General features: G+C 68.1%; 14 protein-coding genes and 1 pseudogene. 4 read left to right on the top strand and 11 right to left on the bottom strand.

Translation table 11 applies throughout. The features are described 5' to 3' along the window. From IP86_RS21115 to ubiE, 9 genes and pseudogenes are all read right to left on the bottom strand, one after another. Positions 1–695: pseudogene (locus IP86_RS21115) on the bottom strand (double-strand break repair protein AddB); the annotation flags it as partial. A gap of 68 nt (positions 696–763) precedes the next feature. Beyond that, entirely contained in the window at positions 764–1,486 is a 723-nt protein-coding gene (locus IP86_RS21120; protein ID WP_054164402.1) for a nucleotidyltransferase family protein, read from the bottom strand. A gap of 171 nt (positions 1,487–1,657) precedes the next feature. Further along, the gene (locus IP86_RS21125) at positions 1,658–1,972 is read right to left on the bottom strand and encodes a hypothetical protein (protein WP_054164403.1); all 315 of its coding nucleotides are present in this window, start codon (positions 1,970–1,972) and stop codon (positions 1,658–1,660) included. Positions 1,973–2,083: 111 nt separating this feature from the next. Next, positions 2,084–3,601, bottom strand: a complete 1,518-nt coding sequence (gene tsaE / locus IP86_RS21130) for a tRNA (adenosine(37)-N6)-threonylcarbamoyltransferase complex ATPase subunit type 1 TsaE (RefSeq protein ID WP_054164404.1) — start codon at positions 3,599–3,601, stop codon at positions 2,084–2,086. Then, positions 3,598–6,117, bottom strand: a complete 2,520-nt coding sequence (locus IP86_RS21135) for a sensor histidine kinase (RefSeq protein ID WP_054164405.1) — start codon at positions 6,115–6,117, stop codon at positions 3,598–3,600. The genes tsaE and IP86_RS21135 overlap by 4 nt, the downstream gene beginning before the upstream one ends. A gap of 179 nt (positions 6,118–6,296) precedes the next feature. Then, positions 6,297–6,755 (bottom strand): dUTP diphosphatase, encoded by a 459-nt coding sequence (dut, locus tag IP86_RS21140; protein WP_054164406.1) that lies wholly within the window; start codon positions 6,753–6,755, stop codon positions 6,297–6,299. Next, positions 6,755–8,218, bottom strand: a complete 1,464-nt coding sequence (gene coaBC, locus IP86_RS21145; protein WP_054164407.1) for a bifunctional phosphopantothenoylcysteine decarboxylase/phosphopantothenate--cysteine ligase CoaBC — start codon at positions 8,216–8,218, stop codon at positions 6,755–6,757. Before coaBC ends, dut begins: the two co-directional genes overlap by 1 nt. 56 nt (positions 8,219–8,274) lie before the next feature. Beyond that, on the bottom strand, positions 8,275–9,849 hold the full coding sequence (ubiB, locus tag IP86_RS21150; RefSeq protein WP_054164408.1) for a 2-polyprenylphenol 6-hydroxylase: 1,575 nt from the start codon (positions 9,847–9,849) through the stop codon (positions 8,275–8,277). Beyond that, positions 9,846–10,607 carry a bifunctional demethylmenaquinone methyltransferase/2-methoxy-6-polyprenyl-1,4-benzoquinol methylase UbiE gene (ubiE, locus tag IP86_RS21155; RefSeq protein WP_054164409.1) on the bottom strand — a complete coding sequence of 254 codons (762 nt, stop codon included), beginning with the start codon at positions 10,605–10,607 and terminating at the stop codon, positions 9,846–9,848. Before ubiE ends, ubiB begins: the two co-directional genes overlap by 4 nt. 314 nt (positions 10,608–10,921) lie before the next feature. Between ubiE and mutM the strand changes: the two genes are divergently transcribed. Together mutM and IP86_RS21165 are read left to right on the top strand one after the other, a co-directional pair. Continuing rightward, a complete protein-coding gene (gene mutM / locus IP86_RS21160; RefSeq protein ID WP_054164410.1) occupies positions 10,922–11,803 on the top strand; it encodes a bifunctional DNA-formamidopyrimidine glycosylase/DNA-(apurinic or apyrimidinic site) lyase in 882 nt (293 codons plus the stop codon). A gap of 311 nt (positions 11,804–12,114) precedes the next feature. Beyond that, the gene (locus IP86_RS21165) at positions 12,115–12,501 is read left to right on the top strand and encodes a glyoxalase superfamily protein (RefSeq protein ID WP_054164411.1); all 387 of its coding nucleotides are present in this window, start codon (positions 12,115–12,117) and stop codon (positions 12,499–12,501) included. Positions 12,502–12,727: 226 nt separating this feature from the next. On the opposite strand, the gene IP86_RS21170 is transcribed toward IP86_RS21165, so the two are convergent. Beyond that, on the bottom strand, positions 12,728–14,098 hold the full coding sequence (locus IP86_RS21170; protein ID WP_054164412.1) for a serine protease: 1,371 nt from the start codon (positions 14,096–14,098) through the stop codon (positions 12,728–12,730). Positions 14,099–14,359: 261 nt separating this feature from the next. Between IP86_RS21170 and IP86_RS21175 the strand changes: the two genes are divergently transcribed. Beyond that, a complete protein-coding gene (locus IP86_RS21175; protein WP_054164413.1) occupies positions 14,360–15,160 on the top strand; it encodes a HesA/MoeB/ThiF family protein in 801 nt (266 codons plus the stop codon). Between the two features lie 215 nt (positions 15,161–15,375). Here the strand turns inward: IP86_RS21175 and IP86_RS21180 are convergent, their stop codons facing one another. After that, on the bottom strand, positions 15,376–16,365 hold the full coding sequence (locus IP86_RS21180) for an aldo/keto reductase (RefSeq protein WP_054164414.1): 990 nt from the start codon (positions 16,363–16,365) through the stop codon (positions 15,376–15,378). 99 nt (positions 16,366–16,464) lie between these two features. On the opposite strand from IP86_RS21180, the gene IP86_RS21185 reads away from it, so the two are divergent. Next, positions 16,465–17,370 (top strand): LysR family transcriptional regulator, encoded by a 906-nt coding sequence (locus IP86_RS21185; RefSeq protein ID WP_054164415.1) that lies wholly within the window; start codon positions 16,465–16,467, stop codon positions 17,368–17,370. The last annotated feature ends 77 nt before the right edge of the window (positions 17,371–17,447 follow it).

Here is a 17,447-nt window from a genome sequence, read left to right on the forward strand (position 1 = left end):
GAGCCGGTCGAGCCCGCGGCGATCACCGGGCCGCCCGGATGCGCCGCGAGTCGGCGCGTCTCCGCCTCGATCAGCAGATTGCGGCGCGCCGCCGGCTCGATCCGGTCGGTCTCGCGCAGATGCTGCGGCCACCACTGCCCGGCGATCTTCAGGAAATCGAGCGTCAGCTTCCAGTAGCGGTCGAACGCATCCGGCACCAAGCTGTCGAGCGCTCCCCAGTCGACGCCGCGCGTCGCCATGTCGTCGATCAACCGCGCCAGATCGTCGGCCAGCGCCACCGTCGAGGCCGGGCCGCCGATGACAAGCGGCGCCTGATGCGGATCGCCGGGCCGGAGGCTCTTGGCCCAGACAGCGATCAATTGCGCCAGCAGCAGCCGGCGTGGCAGGCCGTCGAGCGCGGGCGGAATGTCCAGATCGGCGATGCCCTCGGCAGCCTGCGCGAAGGCCAGCTCGTCCTCATCGATGCCGCCGAGCGCGACGATGCGCGGCAGCAGCACCGCGTCGGTGCCGAGCACGTCGAGGAAGATATCGCGGGCGAGGCGTCCGGCGCGGCGGGTCGGCAGATACAGCGTCGCTTCGGCCAGCCGCTCCGGCTGGGTGCGGACCGAGAAGCCCTCGATCAACTCGCCATCGACCAGCGCGGCGATCGTCGTGCGCAGAAACGGCGCGGAAGGCGGAACACTGAAAACGCGCATGGACACCCTGATTCGCCGGTCAGGCGATCATGCCATGGGCGGGCGCCGCAAGGGAGGTACGACCAGCCTCAGGCGACGCTGACCAGATAGGCGCGCTCGGCCGCCGCCACTGCGTCGGGCGTACCGACATGCATCCAGGTGCCGTCGAGCCGCAGCCCGAACAGCCGGCCCTGCTCGGCCGCCTGATCAAACTTCTGGGTCAGCGAGAACTCGCCCTGGGGCGCATTGGCGAAGATCGCCGGCGACATGATGGCGACGCCCGCATAGACGAACGGCGTCACCTCGTTCTCCTTGCGCTTGCGCAGACTGCCGTCCGGCGCCATTGCGAAGTCGCCCTTGCCGGCATAGCCAATGCTGCCCGCGGTCGGCGCCATCAGCAGCAGGATGTCCATCCGCGCCGGATCGAACGCGTCGGCGAGGCGCGCGAGATTCGGCCGCACGCCGTCGATCCACAACGTGTCGGCGTTGAGATGATAGAACGGCGCATCGCCGAGCAACGGCAGCGCCTTGACCACCGCGCCGCCGGTGCCAAGCACCGCGTCGCGTTCGTCGGAGATGATCACCTTCGGCGCGGTTCGTCCCGCGACGTGATCGATGATCTGGTCGGGCAGATAGTGCACGTTGACGACGGCTTCGGTGACGCCGGCGTCCGCAAGCCGGTCGAGCACATGGTCGAGCAGCGGCTTGCCGGCGACGCGCACCAGCGGCTTCGGCATGTTGTCGGTGAGCGGCCGCATGCGCAGGCCGAAGCCTGCAGCAAGCACCATGGCGCGGGAAGGTTGAACGGACATCGTCGCTCGTGTTTCGAACCGGACCGGAGACGAATCGATTGTATCACGCAGCGCCGACCGGTCTATCGACGGTCTTGGGTATTCGCTAACCATGACGCAGATGCGACATCGCGGCCTCTGCAACAACCGTAGCAACGACGCGCGCACAACTGCGTGCGGCGCCGGACGCGGTCAGACGGTCGCGGCCTGGGCGCGAGGGCTTTTGCCCTTCTTCTTGTCCTGGCGCAGGAAGCTGACGCCGATCTGATCGCCATTGACCCAGCTCAGCTCGCAGCGGCGATAGGCCAGTCCGGTGGACGACAGCAGCAGGAAGAATTCCTTGAGGTTGAGGCCGTCGACGGCGCCCTCGATGGTCAGCTTGCCGCCCGCCTCGGAGACGTCTTCGAGCAGGCACGGCCGACGCCAGGTTCCATCGATCGCCATCATCTGCGCCCGAATGCCGCGTTCGAACACCACGCGGCCATCCTTGTTCCGTTCACCAACCATGACGTGTCCCTCGCCCGACGCAGCGGTTGAACGCGCGAATCCTGGGTCGACTACGAAGATCCGGACGCTAGCGAGCGACCGACTAATTTCGGGTAAAAACAGTCGCTCGAATCACACCGGCGGCGGCACGTTGGCCTGGTACCAGGCGTCGAGTTCCGCCAGCGACGGGTGCGCCAGCGAGCGCGTCAGATAGGTCCAGATCCGCGGCTGGTGCTTGAGATAATGCGGCTTGCCGTCGCGCCGGTTGAGCCGCGCGAAGGTGCCGAGCAGCCGGGTGTTGCGCTGCGCCGACATCAGCGCGTAGAGCCGCGCGAAGGCGGCCGGATCGAACCGCGGATCGGCCGCGATCCGCGCCTTGATGTAGCGGCCGAACAGCGCCAGTTCGAGCGCCTCGGGCACGTCGATCCGCGCGTCCTGCAGCAGCGACACCAGATCGTAGGCGGCCGGCCCCAGCACGGTGTCCTGGAAATCGATCACGCCGACCCGCGCGGTGCCTTCGCGCTGCTCGAGCCAGATCAGATTCGGCGAGTGATAATCGCGTAGCAGCCAGCTGCGCGGCTCGCCGGCGACGCCGATCAGCAACCGGCGCCACATCGCGAAGAACTCGGCGCGCCGCGTATCCGCAATGGCCACGCCGCGGTCGGGCAGGTACCATTCGGGCATCAGCCCGATTTCGATCAGCATCGCCTCGGTGTCGAACACCGGGATCGCGTAGGTCTCCTGCGGCAGCGGCAATGTCTCGGGCAACGGCTTCGCGTGCAGCTCCGCCAGCAGCTCCGCCGCGGCCTGATAGCGCTCGGCGATCGGCGCCGGCGGCGTGCCGGTGACGAAACTCTCGGAGCCGAAATCCTCGGTGATGAGGAAGCCGGATTCAAGATCGGCGTGATGGATCGCCGGCGCCGACACGCCGTGCCGGCGCAGCCCTTCGGCGATCGCCACGAACGGCCGGACGTCTTCGGCCAGATGCACCGCGGCGCTGTAGCTCTTGCCGGCGTAGAGCGCGGGGCCGTCCGGGCGGCGCGGCGCGTTCATCAGGATCAGCGACTCGCCGTCCCTGACCAGCCGCGCATAGGAGCGCGTCGAGGCATCGCCCGGCATGTGACGGCGATCGGCGTCCGCATAGCCCGAGGTCTCGATGAAGCTGCGCAGCGCGGCGAGCCGCTCGACCTGCGCGGCGGCCTTGCCGTGTCCGGTGATCTCGGCGGCGCGCGCCAGCGAACCGAGCGCGGGGCGATGACTGAGCGCGATGTCGATGCGATCGGCCGGCATCGCATCCGGCGCCCGCTCCGGCCATTCGATCAGCGCCACCGCGCCTTCGGGCAGCGGCGACAAGCCGATCTCTTCGAGCTCGCCGGGATCTTCGATGCGATACAGGTCGGCGTGCAGCAGCGGAAACGGCGGCAGCTCGTAGCTCTGCACCAGCGTGAAGGTCGGGCTCGGCACTTCGAACTCGTCGTCGCCGGCGAGATAGCGGATCATCGCCCGCGCCGCCGCGGTCTTGCCGGCGCCGAGATCGCCCGACAGCGTGACGACGTCGCCGGGACCGATCAGCAGCGCGACTTCGGCCATCAGTCGTGCGGTCGCCGTCTCGTTGGCGAGTGCGACCGAGAATGTCGCCGGCGCTGTCATTCGGCGGCGTTACGCTGCGCGGTCTGGTCGATCGGGAATTCGCAGATCACCGTGGTGCCGCGCCCGACCACCGAGTCGACCTGGACCTTGCCGCCGTGCAGTTCGACGAACGACCGCACCAGCGCCAGGCCGAGCCCCGGGCCGCGATGCCGCGAGCCCTGGGAGTGGCTCTCGAACCAGTCGAACACCTTGTCCTTGAGCGCCGGATCGATGCCCGGGCCGGCGTCGGTCACCGAGAACACCACGCGGTTGCCGGCCTTGCGCACCGCGAGCTTCACCACCGCCTGCTGCGGCGAGAAGCCGACCGCGTTGGCGAGCAGATTGTACAGCACCTGCACGACGCGGCGCTCGTCGCCGACGAAGCCCTCGATGCTGGGATCGAGGTCGATATCGAGCGTGATCTGGTCGCGCGCGAGGCGATCCTGAATGCCCTCGGTGGCCGCCTCGATGGCGCGACCGATATGGATCGGGCCGAGGTTGAGCGTCATCGCCCCGGCGTCGATGCTGGCGAGATCGAGGATGTTGTTGATGATCGCCAGCAGCGCGTTGGTCGAGGTGGTGATGTAGGCGAGGTACTCGGCCTGCTTGCCGGTCAGCGGCCCGGTGCTCGGATCGCTGAGGAAATGCGCGAAGCCGATGATCGTGGTCAGCGGCGAGCGCAGCTCGTAGGAGACGTGGTGGACGAAGTCGATCTTGATGCGGTCCGCCGTCTCCAGCGCCTCGTTGCGCTCGCGCAGCGCGCGCTCGACGTTCTCGGTGTCGGTGATGTCCTGGAACGTCAGCATGGTCGCGCCGTCGGGCAGCGGCATGGTCTTGCACGACAGCACGGTGCCGTCGCGGCGCTCCAGCTTCAGCAGCACGTTGCGGCGGTCGTCGATGCCGGTGATGGCGCTGCGCAGCGCCTGCCAGCTCACCGCATCGTCGAACAGCGGCCGGCACCACTCCTCGACGGTCTCGATATGCGGCCGCGTCGCCAAAGCTTCAGCCGACAGATTCCACATTCGCGTGAAGGCGGGATTGAACAGCTGCGCGCAGCCGTTGCTGCCGAACACCGCGACGGCTTCGCTTAAATTGTCGAGCGTCTCGCGCTGCACGTCGATCAGGCCGCCATAGCGGCGCTGCAGATCGAGGCTCTCGGTGACGTCGTCGAACAGATAGGTGACGCCACCTTCCTGATTGGGCGTGGTGACGATGCTGATCGCGCGGCCGTCGGGCAGATACCAAATCGCCTTCTCGGCCTCGACGGCCCGATAGGCTTCGTGCAGCTTGTTCTTCCACTCCTTGAAGTCGCGCTCCTCGGGCAGCTTGCGCGCCGCGCGCAGCCGGTCGAGCACGCTGGAATCGTCCGGATGGCTGTCGAGAAAGCCGCGGTCGAGGTCCCAGAGCTTGCGATAGGAGTCGTTGTAGAACGCCAGCCGACGCTGCGCGTCGAACACCGCGACGCCCGACGACAACTGATCGAGCGTGCGGCGATGCGCGTCGGCCATCCGCACCAGCGCGGCGCCGAGCGCCGCCGCCTCGCTGGAATCCACCGCCATGCCTGCGCTGCCACCGGCCAGCCGCAGCGCCCGGACGTCGAAATAACGCCGCTCGCCGCGCACCACGACCGGCAGCCGCGCGGCGAATTCGGCCTTGTCGCCGAGCGCGCGGGCGAGATTGCCGCGGTCGTTGCTGTCCAGCAGTTCGAGATTGCGGCTGACCGCGTCGGCCGGGCTGGCGGCGTCGGTCGCGCGCGCATAGGCGGCGTTGGCGAAATTCAGTTCGCCCGAGGCGCGGCGCGTCCAGATCGGCCACGGCGCCGCCTCGGCGAAGCCGCGCAGCATCTCGGTCTCGTCGTGCAGCGCCTTGAAGCGGCGCGCCATGTCGGCGAGTTCGCGGCGCACGCCGCTGAGTTCGCGGATCCGCAGAATCGCCTGGCCGCCGATGGCGCGGCCCATCGCCTCGATCGAGCGGCCGGTCGACGTCGTCAGGTGCAGCAGGAAAGATTCGCCCTTGTCGAGCAGCGCGTCGACGGCATGGTCCATCTGCAGCGCCGGTTCCGGCGGCAGCCACGTGCCGAACGCCAGCACGCGCTGCGGCTGCGCGCTCGCGCCGTGGCCGTCGTGCGGCAGCAGCAGCGCGGTGTCGCCGCTGATCTGCGGGCGATTGTCGCCGGCCGGCCACGAGATCAGCACCTGCGGCTCGACGAACAGCAGCGCGCGAAGGCGGTCGGATTCGGCCTGCAGGCTTTGCACCTCGGCGCGCAGCCGCGCCTCCTGGGTCGAGGCGCGCTGCCGCGTGCGCATCAGCAAAATCGCCGACACGACCGAGAAGCCGAGCACCGACACGGCCATCGCCATCGTCACGAGCTCGTGGCGATTGAGATCGGTGATCACTTGGGATGTCAGGGCGACGATCGGATCATCGGCCGCCCACACCGGCGTCGACGCCGTGAGTAAGCCAGCCCCTGCGAGGCCGCGCACCAGCGACGTGCACGACAAGCAGGCCCGACGCATCGACCCCAATACGTCTGACATGGATTGCCCCAAACCACTCGACGCGATCGCAGATCGTCAACGCCGCTGCCGAATCGCTGGACAATATCCTGTTCGTGACTCGGGGGGTAAGAGTCCAGACCGTGAACGTCGCCGGGGCGCGGGACGAAACGGGAAAGTATATTTTTAACCGACGAATCGTCGCTCGCTTGACACAAAATCTAGCGGCCGGTCGAGCCGAAGCCTCCTACACCGCGATCGGTTTCAGTCAGCGTCTCGACACGGATCAGTTCGGCGCGCACCACCGGGGCGATCACCATCTGAGCGATGCGTTCACCACGGCGGATGGTGAAGGGCTCGGCGCCGTGATTGATCAGCAGCACGGCGACCTCGCCGCGATAATCGGCGTCGATCGTGCCCGGCGCGTTGAGCACGGTGACGCCGAACTTGGCGGCGAGTCCCGAGCGCGGCCGGACCTGGGCTTCGTAGTTCGGCGGCAACGCAATCGACAGACCGGTCGGCACCAGCACGCTGCGGCCGGGCGCCATCACCAGCGGCGCCTCGGCGCTGATCGCCGCGCATAGATCGAGCCCGGCGGCGTGCGCGGTCTGATACGACGGCAGCGGCAGGCCGTCGGCGTGCGGCAGTTGCTTGATCTCGACGGCGACGGTCTCGTTCATCAGGCGTGTACTTCCGAGTCTTGGGGCAAGTCTTGTTCCGCCTGGGCGATGCGCTGCACCAGCGCGCGCGCGACGTCGTCCTTGGTCATCACCGGCCACGAATCGATCTCGACGGCGTTGCCGGATTTCATCAGCAAATGCACGGTGTTACGATCACCGCCCATGACCCCGGTGGCGGGCGAAACATCGTTGGCGACGATCCAGTCGCAGCCCTTGCGGGCGAGCTTGGCGCGGGCGTTGTCGAGCAGATGCTCGGTCTCGGCCGCAAAGCCGATCACCAGCGGCGGGCGGCCGTCAGTGAGTTTCGAGATCGTCGCGAGGATATCGGGATTCTCGGTGAGCTGCAGCGGCGGCGGGCCGCCGGCGCCCTTCTTGATCTTCTGCTCGCCCTCGCTGGCGACGCGCCAGTCGGCCACCGCGGCGGCGAAGATCGCGACGTCGGCGGGCAGCGCGCTGCGTACGGCAGCGAGCATATCGCGCGCCGATTCGACACGCGTCAGCGTCACGCCGTCGGGCGCTGCGAGATCGACCGGGCCTGATATCAGCGCCACTTCGGCGCCGGCGCGCGCTGCCGCGGCGGCGATCGCGTAGCCCTGTTTGCCGGACGAGCGATTGGCGATGTAGCGCACCGGATCGATCGGCTCGTGCGTCGGCCCGGCGGTGATCAGCACCCGGCGGCCGCGCAGCGGGCGCGGCGGCGGTGCGAAAAGTCGCTGTGCCGCAGCGGCTATCTCGATCGGCTCGGCCATCCGCCCGGTGCCGGCCTCGCCGCGCTCGGCCATCTCGCCGGCATTCGGCCCGACCATGGTGACGCCGTCGCGGCGCAGCTGATCGACGTTGCGGCGCGTCGCAGGATTGTTCCACATCAGCGGATTCATCGCCGGCGCCAGCAGGATCGGCCTGTTAGTTGCCAGCAGGATCGCGGTGGCGAGATCGTCGGCGTGGCCGCCGGCCATCTTGGCCATCAGGTCGGCGGTGGCGGGCGCGACGACGATCAGATCGCAGTCGCGCGCGAGGCGGATGTGGCCGGCGTCGAACTCGCTCTGCGGATCGAACAGATCCGTGTAGCAGCGCTGATGCGACAGCGCGCTCGCCGTCAGCGACGTGACGAATTGCTGCGCCGCCTTGGTGAGCACGACCCGCACATCGGCGCCGCGCTCCTTCAGCCGGCGGATCAGGTCCATCGCCTTGTAGGCCGCGATGCCACCGCCAACGATTAGCGTGACGCGCGCCGCGGACGCCGGCGCAGCGGCAAAAGCCGAGTGATTGCCAGAGGTTATGTCATCCGGGACGGATGCGCCGCCGGCTTGCGGCAAACTTGGGGCAAACCCGTGGCGCTGGTGAACTGCGTCACGGAGAATGACTCGCACCTCGTCTTCCATCGACCGGCCGTTGGCGGCCGCGCGCTGGCGCAGCTCGGCCTTCAGCATCTCGTCGAGTTTGCGGATGGTCAGGTTGGCCATGGTGGAAAGCTACCGCATGCAGGCGTTGCCATCAAGCACCGATAGCAACGCCAGCACTACAGCCGCGACATCGCGATGAGAACGCCAATGAATGTCACAGCGATGATCCACAGCGCCACCGTCCGGCCGCGGGTGCGGCGGCGTTCGGAGTGGCCGATCGCCGCGATGGTCTCGGGCGCCAGCACGAGGCCATCCTTGGTCATCACTTCGAGCTGGTTCAGCACGGTGACGGCGCGCGACACGATGGTCGGCAGGCTGGAGAGCGTGTGACCGAGTTCGCCGGCGCCGCTGATCGCGCCCTGGACCTGACCGAGCGGGCCGAGGTTGCGCTGAATCCATTCGCGCACCACCGGGTCGGCGACCTTCCAGATATCGAGCTTCGGATCGAACGACCGCGCCACGCCTTCGACCACCACCATGGTCTTTTGCAGAAGTATCAACTCCGGCCTGGTGCGCATGTCGAACAGGCCGGTGACCTCGAGCAGCAGCGTCAGCAGCTTGGCCATCGAGATTTCTTCGGCCACCCGATTGTGGATCGGCTCGCCGATGGCGCGGATCGCCTGCGCGAAATTCTCGACCGAATGATGCGGCGGCACGTAGCCGGCCTCGAAATGCACCTCGGCGACGCGGCGATAGTTGCGGGTGATGAAGCCGAGCAGGATCTCGGCGAGGAAGCGCCGCTCCTTCGGCAGCAGCCGCCCCATGATGCCGAAGTCGACCGCGACCAGCCGCCCGTCGCTGCCGAGGAACAGATTGCCCGGATGCATGTCGGCGTGGAAGAAGCCGTCGCGCAGCGCGTGGCGCAGGAAGCTCTGGATCACCTTGCGGCCGAGCGCGACGGTGTCGACATTGGCTTCGGCGAGCCGCTTGTGATCGTTCAGCGGAATGCCGTCGATCCACTCCATCGTCAGCACGTTGTGGGTGGTGCGATCCCAGTCCACCGTCGGCACCCGGAAATCCGGATCGTCCTTGGTGTTCTCGGCCATTTCGGAGGCGGCCGCGGCTTCGAGCCGCAGGTCCATCTCCATCGCGACCGAACGCGACATCGTGTTGATGACTTCGACGAGGCGCAGCCGCCGCGCTTCGGACGAATATTGCTCGGCCTTGTCGGCAACGAAGAAGAAATCCGACAGATCGCGCTTGAAGCGCGCCGCCACGTTGGGGCGCAGCACCTTGACGGCGACCTGCTTGTGCACGCCGTCGACCTCGACAAGGCCGCGATGCACCTGGGCGATCGAGGCGGCTGCGACCGGCGGCGACAGGCTGACGAACGCCTGCGCCACAGGCCTTTCCAGTGATGCGGCGATCACCGCGTTGGCTTCGTCCTGCGAGAACGGCGGCAGCCGGTCCTGCAGCGCTTCGAGATCGCGCGCCATCGCGACGCCGACCACGTCGGGCCGCGTCGCCAGAAACTGCCCGAGCTTCAAGTACGCCGGGCCGAGCCGCGTCAGCGCGCGCGACAGCCGCGGGCCGGACTTGGCGCCGGGCCGCTCGATCAGCCGCGCCAGCCGGATCGGCACCTGGCCCGCAGGCGGAATCAGCGCCGGATCGACCACGCCGAACACGCCCTCGCGCGCGAACACGAAGGCGGCGCGCGCGAGCCGCGCCGCATGCGTCAGGGCTGCGATCACAAACGCCAGCCCGAATGCAGCGCCACGATGCCGCCGCTCATGATCTGCCAGTTGACCCGCGCGAAGCCGGCGTCGCGGATCATCTCGGCGAAATCATACGGCCGCGGGAATTTGCGGATCGATTCGACCAGATATTGATAGCTGTCGGCGTCGCCGGTCACGGCGCGGCCGATCTGCGGGATCACCTTGAAGGAGAACAGGTCGTAGACCTTGGCGAGGCCCGGCACGTCGACGGTCGAGAATTCCAGGCACAGAAAGCGGCTGCCCGGCTTCAGCACCCGATAGGCTTCCTTCAAGGCGAGATCGATCCGCGGCACGTTGCGGATGCCGAACGCGATCGTATAGGCGTCGAAGCTCTTGTCGGCGAACTGCAGCGCTTCGGCGTTGCCTTCGACGAAATCCACCTGCTGGTCGAGATGCCGCTCGGCGGCGCGCTGGCGGCCGACCTCGAGCATGTCGGTGTTGATGTCGCAGACCGTGGAGTGGAATCCGGCGCCCGAGGCCTTGGCGGCGCGGAACGAGATGTCGCCGGTGCCGCCGGCGACGTCGAGCAGCCGGAACGGCGAATCGTCACGCGGCGGGTTCAGCGTGGTGATCATCACGTCCTTCCACAGCCGATGCATGCCGCCCGACATCAGGTCGTTCATCAGGTCGTAGCGGCTGGCGACGCTGTGGAACACGTCGTTGACCAGCGTCTGCTTGTCGTCCAGCGGCACGTCGCGGTAGCCGAAATGCGTGGTCTCGTTCGGCTGATTCATATCGTCACTCCTGCGCGCGGAGGATTTTTCGGGCCGAACCGCCCGAAACGCGAAAACCCGCTCCGCGGCGCACCATATAGCGCGCCGGGGCGCGAGGCGCTATCACCTGAATGCCCTAGCCGCCAGGCGGATTGGCGGGCCTCCGACGGGCCTCACCCCGTCATTGCGAGCGCAGCGAAGCAATCCAGAGCCGCACACGACGCCCGTCGCTGGATTGCTTCGTCGCGGAGCCTGTGCTCGGACGGCGCAAAGCGCCGATCCGAGTGCTCCTCGCAATGACAGGGAGAGGATGACGAACCAAATAGAGCCTGTTCATGCCCGAGCTTCCCGAAGTCGAAACCGTCCGCCTCGGCCTGCAGCCGGCCATGGAGGGATTCCGGATCGAGCGGGCGGTCGCCAACCGCGGCGATCTGCGGTTTCCGTTCCAGCAGGACTTCGTGTCGCGGCTGACCGGACAGACCATCACCGGGCTGGGCCGCCGCGCCAAATATCTGCTCGCGGACCTATCCTCCGGCGACGTGCTGCTGATGCATCTCGGCATGTCGGGCTCGTTCCGCGTCGTCACCGAGGGCGGCGCGGCGACGCCGGGCGAGTTTCACCATCCGCGCAGCGAGGATCGCACCCACGATCACGTCGTGTTCGAGATGTCGAGCGGCGCGCGGGTGATCTTCAACGACCCGCGCCGGTTCGGCTTCATGAAGATCTTTGCCCGCGCCGATATCGACGACGAGCCGCATCTCAGGGGCCTCGGCCCCGAGCCGCTCGGCAACGCGTTCGACGCGGCGATGCTGGCCAAGGCCTGCGCCGGCAAGCAGACCAGCCTGAAGGCCGCGCTGCTCGACCAGCGCGTCGTCGCAGGCCTCGGCAACATCTATGTGTGCGAGGCGCTGTGGCGCGCGCATCTGTCGCCCAAGAGGAAGGCCGCGACGCTGGCCGACCGCAAAACCGCGCCGACCGAGCGCGCGCTGCGCCTGACCGAGTCAATCCGCGCCGTGCTGACCGACGCCATCAAGGCCGGCGGCTCCTCGCTGCGCGACCACCGCCAGACCAGCGGCGAACTCGGTTACTTCCAGCACTCCTTCGCGGTGTACGACCGCGAGGACGAGCGCTGCCGGACGGACGGCTGCACCGGCACGGTGAAGCGCTTCGTGCAGAACGGGCGATCGACGTTCTGGTGTGCGGTGTGTCAGAAGTAGGTGAGTGACTAGCGCCGTGCTCGGTGCTCCCTCACCCCGGCCCTCTCCCGCAAGCGGGAGAGGGGGCGCGCGGCGGTCGGGGTAAAGTTATTTCTCAATTACTCCGGCCGAAACGTTCATCCAAATCCCTCGCCCCGCTTGCGGCCTGCTCCCTCTCCCGCTTGCGGGAGAGGGCTGGGGTGAGGGCGACGCGGGAAGTGAGGTCGCGTATTGGTACTTGCCACCTTGCGGAGAATAACCGCGTGCGCCGTGGTGCCGCCGCAAAGCGGCGATAGCGCGGGCGCAGGGGCACGTCTCACAACGGACCAACCATGCCGAGCCGCTTTTCACGAACCACGCCGGTGCTGCGGATCTTCGATATCGCCAAGGCGCGCGAATTCTATCTCGATTATCTCGGCTTCCGGCTCGACTGGGAGCATCGCTTCGAGCCGGACCTGCCGCTGTACATGCAGGTGTCGCGCGACGATGCGGTGCTGCATCTCAGCGAACACCATGGCGACTGCTCGCCGGGCGCCAAGCTGCTGCTCGACACCACCGGCCTGCGCGACTATCACGCCGAGCTCGCCGCCAAGGGCTACACCTATCTGCGCCCCGGCCTCGAAACGCCGCCCTGGGGCGGATTGACGATGACGGTGACCGACCCGTTCTCGAACCGCATCGTGTTCACCGAGCGTACCGACGAGACGATCGGCGTCTGAGGATCTGGTCTTTTCGGACGCAATGAGCGCTGTGCTCGGGGCACCCTCACCCCAACCCTCTCCCGCAAGCGGGAGAGGGGGCGCGCTGCGGTCGGGGAGAGTTGTTCGTCAATGACGACGGCAGAAAAGCTCATCCGCATCCCTCGCCCCGCTTGCGGCGAACTCCCTCTCCCGCTTGCGGGAGAGGGGTGGGGTGAGGGCGACGCGGGGACTAAGTCCGCTTTGATTACTTCCGCACGCAGATCAAACGCACCACGCTCGCCTTGGCGTCGGTGCCGGCGTCGGTCGCCGGCTTGACGTCGGCGCTCGCCAAGAATTTGCGCACCGTGTCGGCGTCGACCAGCGTCGCCTGGGTGGCGATGGCGGCGTTGGCGGGCCCGGCGACTTGCGGCGGACGCAGCAAAGTGAGCCCGGCGAACTTGCCGTCGGCGTCGCGCGCCGGGGCGCCGGAGAAGCCGAGGCCCGGCGGCGGCGACAGCGCGAGGCCGCCGTTACTCCCGACCGCCGTGACGCCGGCGCGCGCGACTGTCACGGCGGCGCCGCCGCCCTGGCTTTGCGGATCGGCAATGCCGACAAGATCGACCGTGGCGGGCGGCTTCGCAGCGCCGAGCGCCAGCGGCTTCAACCCGCGCGCGCCGTAAATCCGCAGCAGCGCCAAATCGTGCTCCTTGTCGGTCGCGGCCAGGTCGGCGTTGCCATGACCCGCCACCACGATCGACAGGCAGCCATCGACCGCCTCGCGGTCGGCCAGGATCGCGCCGTCGTCGCTGACGATGGCGCCGGTCGAATACTCGACCTTCTTGCGCGGCGGCGGACCGGCCAGCGCACCGGTCGAGAACGGGTTGAACGCGCTCGACATCACGATCACCACCGGCTCCATCGTGCCTTCGGTGGCCTGATCGTACAGGATGGTGAGGATGCGGACCTCGGCGTCCTTGAAGGCGCCGCGGATGTATAACTTCTTCAGCCCCTGGGTGCCGGACAGCACGAAGAAATCCGGTTTCACCGCGCTGTAGCTGACTTGGCGGCCCGGCTCCTTCTTCTCCTGATCGGCGAGCTTGGCGGTGGTGACGCCGGCTTCCTTGCGCCGCGCCAGCGTGATCTGGATGGTGCCGGTCGCCGACGTCCATTTTGTCCCATTGGCGTCGGACGATTGCTGCGGCACCAGCTTCCCCGGAATGCCGAGCCGCGCGCCGGTGACCGGATCGGTCACCAGCTTCCAGCCGACATTGCCCTGCAGTTTTCGCGACGCCTCGGCGAGTTGAGCGCGCTCCTGCGGATTGAGCACGCCGGTGGGCTTGGCGCCGTGATCCTTCTGAAACGCCTTGATGGCCGCCACCATGCGGTCCGAGGGCTGGCCGTCGATCACGCCGTTATAGGCGCCGGTCCAGGCCAGATCCGACTGGATCGCCTGGCGCTCGGCCTGCGACATCGCGGTCGCGGTTTCGCCCGGGGTCTGCAAGGCCGGGCGCACCGGTGTGGTTGCGACGGGCTTCGGCTTGACGCCCGGCACGGCGCCGGACGGCGGCGGCGCGGTTTGCGCGGCGGCGCCGGTCAGGCCCGCGATCACCAGGGTTGCAGCCAGCATCGATCTCATGACAATTCCCGCCCGCGTCGCGCCGTGGTTGAGCTCGGCGCAGATAATCATAGATGCTTGGTCGGAAACAACGGTGACCGGGTTCGACGCGGTTGCTGGCCTCGCAACGCGTACACCCTCATCCTGAGGAGCGGCCACTCGGCCGCGTCTCGAAGGCTGGCGACACGGGTCTGTGGCCCATCCTTCGAGACGCCGCTTCGGGGCTCCTCAGGATGAGGGTGGTGGCGCGGGAAAGCCGAAAATGAAGGACACATCCCCATCATGCTGAGTGCCGAGGAGCTGGAGCGCTACGCCCGACACATCGTGCTGCGCGAGGTCGGCGGGCCCGGGCAGGCGGCGCTGCGCAAGGCGCGGGTGCTGGTGGTCGGCGCCGGCGGGCTCGGCGCGCCGGTGCTGATGTATCTGGCGGCGGCCGGGGTCGGCACGCTCGATGTGGTCGACGACGACGTCGTGTCGCTGTCGAATCTGCAGCGGCAGATCATCCACGCGACGCCGGATGTCGGCGCGCGGAAAGTCGACAGCGCGGCGGCGCGGATCGCGGCGCTCAATCCGCATGTGCGTGTGGTGCCGCACGCAATGCGGATCAGCGCGGCGAATGCGCTCGAGCTGATCGGCGCCTGCGACCTGGTGCTCGACGGCTCCGACAATTTTTCGACGCGCTATCTGGTGGCGGACGCCTGCTTCCTGGCCAAGAGGCCGCTGATCACCGCGGCGCTCGGTCCGTTCGACGGCTCGCTGACCACGATCCGGGCGCACGAGACCAACGCCGCCGGGGAGCCGAACCCGACCTATCGCTGCCTGTTTCCCGAAGCGCCGCCGCCCGGCACAGTGCCGGCCTGCGAAGAAGCCGGCGTGATGGGCGCGCTCGCCGGCACGCTCGGCTCAATGATGGCGCTGGAAGCGATCCGCGAAATCGTCGGCTTCGGCGAAGGCCTGGTCGGCCGGCTGCTGATGATCGACGCGCGGGCGATGCGATTCGAAACGCTGCGCTATGGGCGGGACCCGGGCAATCCGCTGAATGGCGATGCGCCGACGATCCGCGACCTAAGCGGGCATCGATAACGGACTCACTGCCTGGGGCCCCCTCACCCCAGCCCTCTCCCGCAAGCGGGAGAGGGAGTCCGGCTGCGGTTCGGGGAGAGCTTCGTTCTACCTTGAGAAGTTCATCATCACCCTCTCCCCGCATGCGGCGAGCTCCCTCTCCCGCTTGCGGGAGAGGGGTGGGGTGAGGGCGACGCGGGGCACGGCGCCGATTAACAAACACCCACCGCGGCGTGCTACTTCTCACTATCCAGAAACGCCATCTGGGCTTCGGCGTAGCGGCTGCCGGCGGCGGCGTTGCGCGGGATGGCGGTGGTGAGCGCGGCGAGATGCTGCGGCGTCAGGTCGACGTCGAGCGCGGCGAGCGCTTCCTGCAGCCGCGGCACGGTGCGGGCGCCGATCACCGGCACGATGTCGTCGCCCTGCGCCAGCACCCAGGCGATCGCGAGCTGCGCCACCGAGATGCCGAGCCCGTCCGCGATGGTGCGCAGCTTCTCCACCAGCGCCAGATTGGCATCGAGATTGGCGCCCTGGAACCGCGGGCTGTGGCTGCGATAGTCATTGGCGGCCGGCGGTTTAGACAAATGGCCGCCGATCAGCCCGCGCGACAGCACGCCGTAAGCGGTGATGCCGATGCCGAGTTCACGGCAGGTCGGCAGGATGTCGTCCTCGATGCCGCGGGTGATCAGCGCATATTCGATCTGCAGATCGACGATCGGATGCACCTTGGCGGCGCGGCGGATGGTGTCGCTGCCGACTTCCGACAGCCCGATGTGTCGGACATAGCCGGCCTGCACCAGTTCGGCGATCGCCCCGATGGTGTCTTCGATCGGCACATTGGGGTCGAGCCGCGACGGCCGATAGATGTCGATGTGATCGACGCCGAGCCGTTGCAGCGTGTAGCTGACGAAGCTCTTCACCGCGGCGGGACGGCAATCGAACCCGATGAAACGACCGTGCGGGTCGCGTAGCGCGCCAAATTTGACGCTGAGCTGCACGGCGTCGCGATTGCGGCCCTTCAGCGCCTCGCCGATCAGCATCTCGTTGTGGCCCATGCCGTAGAAATCGCCGGTGTCGATCAGCGTGACGCCGGCATCGAGCGCGGCGTGGATGGTGCGGATGCTTTCGCTGCGGTCGGTCGGGCCGTAGAGGTCCGACATGCCCATGCAGCCGAGGCCGATGGCCGAGACGGTGGGACCGGTGGAGCCGAGTGTGCGCGTGTCCATGGTGTGTCCTCGAAGTTTGAATGACACGGGCGATATGGCGCAGCGCCGATAAAGCGATAAGCTGGACAATCCTGAATGGCTTGTTCACATTAGCGCACAATGTCCGATCCAGATCTGCGCGACCTCGCCGCTTTCGCCGCCGTGGCGCGAACCCGCAATTTCCGCCGCGCCGCTGTCGAACAGCAGGTCTCGGCCTCGGCGCTCAGTCAGCGGCTGCGCGACCTCGAGGAGCGACTCGGCGTCCGGCTGCTGCACCGGACCACCCGCAGCGTGGCGTTGACCGAAGCCGGCGAGATGCTGCTGGGCCGGATCGGACCGGCGCTGCGCGACGTCGGTGCCGCGCTCGACCAGATCCGCGGACTGCGCGCGGTGCCGTCCGGGCGGCTGCGGATCAACGCGCCGGCGCCGGCGGTCGAACTGGTGCTGGCGCCGATGGTGGCGCCGTTCCTCGCCGCCTACCCGCTGATCGACCTCGAAGTGGTGGCGCAGACGCGGCTGATCGACATCGTCGCCGAAGGCTTTGACGCCGGCATTCGCTATGGCGAACATCTGGCGCAGGACATGGTGGCGGTGCCGCTCGGGCCGCCGCAGCACTACGCAGCCGTGGCGACGCCGGACTATTGGGCGCGGCACGGCACGCCGCTGCAGCCGCACGACCTGCTCGCGCATCGCTGCATCGCGACGCGCTACGAAAGCGGCGTGATCCCGGACTGGGAATTCGAGAAGGCCGGGCGGTCCGTGCGGATCGCGCCGCGCGGTCCGCTCCGGGTCAACTTGATCGCGCTCGCGCTGCGGGCCGCGCGGGACGGGCTCGGCGTGCTGCTGATCTTCAGAGACTATGTCGAGGACGATCTCGCGGCCGGCCGATTAGTCGGCGTGCTGACCGAATGGTGCGAGCCGTTTCCCGGCCCGTTTCTGTACTACCCGAGCCGCCGCCAGCCACCCCCGGCCCTGCGCGCCTTCCTCGATTTCGCGGCGGCGTGGCGGAGGCGGGAGAGTCGCTGAGTCAGTGCCTGGGGCGCCCTCACCCCAGCCCTCTCCCGCAAGCGGGAGAGGGAGTCCGGCTGCGACGCGGGGAGAGG

This window comes from Rhodopseudomonas sp. AAP120, from assembly GCF_001295845.1.
GTDB lineage: Bacteria > Pseudomonadota > Alphaproteobacteria > Rhizobiales > Xanthobacteraceae > Rhodopseudomonas.

Bases quoted from the DNA above. Each gene is read 5' to 3' on its own strand.
- IP86_RS21120 (WP_054164402.1), bottom strand. From the start codon at position 1,486: ATGTCCGTTCAACCTTCCCGCGCCATGGTGCTTGCTGCAGGCTTCGGC.
- IP86_RS21125 (WP_054164403.1), bottom strand. From the start codon at position 1,972: ATGGTTGGTGAACGGAACAAGGATGGCCGCGTGGTGTTCGAACGCGGC.
- tsaE (WP_054164404.1), bottom strand. From the start codon at position 3,601: ATGACAGCGCCGGCGACATTCTCGGTCGCACTCGCCAACGAGACGGCG.
- IP86_RS21135 (WP_054164405.1), bottom strand. From the start codon at position 6,117: ATGTCAGACGTATTGGGGTCGATGCGTCGGGCCTGCTTGTCGTGCACG.
- dut (WP_054164406.1), bottom strand. From the start codon at position 6,755: ATGAACGAGACCGTCGCCGTCGAGATCAAGCAACTGCCGCACGCCGAC.
- coaBC (WP_054164407.1), bottom strand. From the start codon at position 8,218: ATGGCCAACCTGACCATCCGCAAACTCGACGAGATGCTGAAGGCCGAG.
- ubiE (WP_054164409.1), bottom strand. From the start codon at position 10,607: ATGAATCAGCCGAACGAGACCACGCATTTCGGCTACCGCGACGTGCCG.
- mutM (WP_054164410.1), top strand. From the start codon at position 10,922: ATGCCCGAGCTTCCCGAAGTCGAAACCGTCCGCCTCGGCCTGCAGCCG.
- IP86_RS21165 (WP_054164411.1), top strand. From the start codon at position 12,115: ATGCCGAGCCGCTTTTCACGAACCACGCCGGTGCTGCGGATCTTCGAT.
- IP86_RS21170 (WP_054164412.1), bottom strand. From the start codon at position 14,098: ATGAGATCGATGCTGGCTGCAACCCTGGTGATCGCGGGCCTGACCGGC.
- IP86_RS21175 (WP_054164413.1), top strand. From the start codon at position 14,360: ATGCTGAGTGCCGAGGAGCTGGAGCGCTACGCCCGACACATCGTGCTG.
- IP86_RS21180 (WP_054164414.1), bottom strand. From the start codon at position 16,365: ATGGACACGCGCACACTCGGCTCCACCGGTCCCACCGTCTCGGCCATC.
- IP86_RS21185 (WP_054164415.1), top strand. From the start codon at position 16,465: ATGTCCGATCCAGATCTGCGCGACCTCGCCGCTTTCGCCGCCGTGGCG.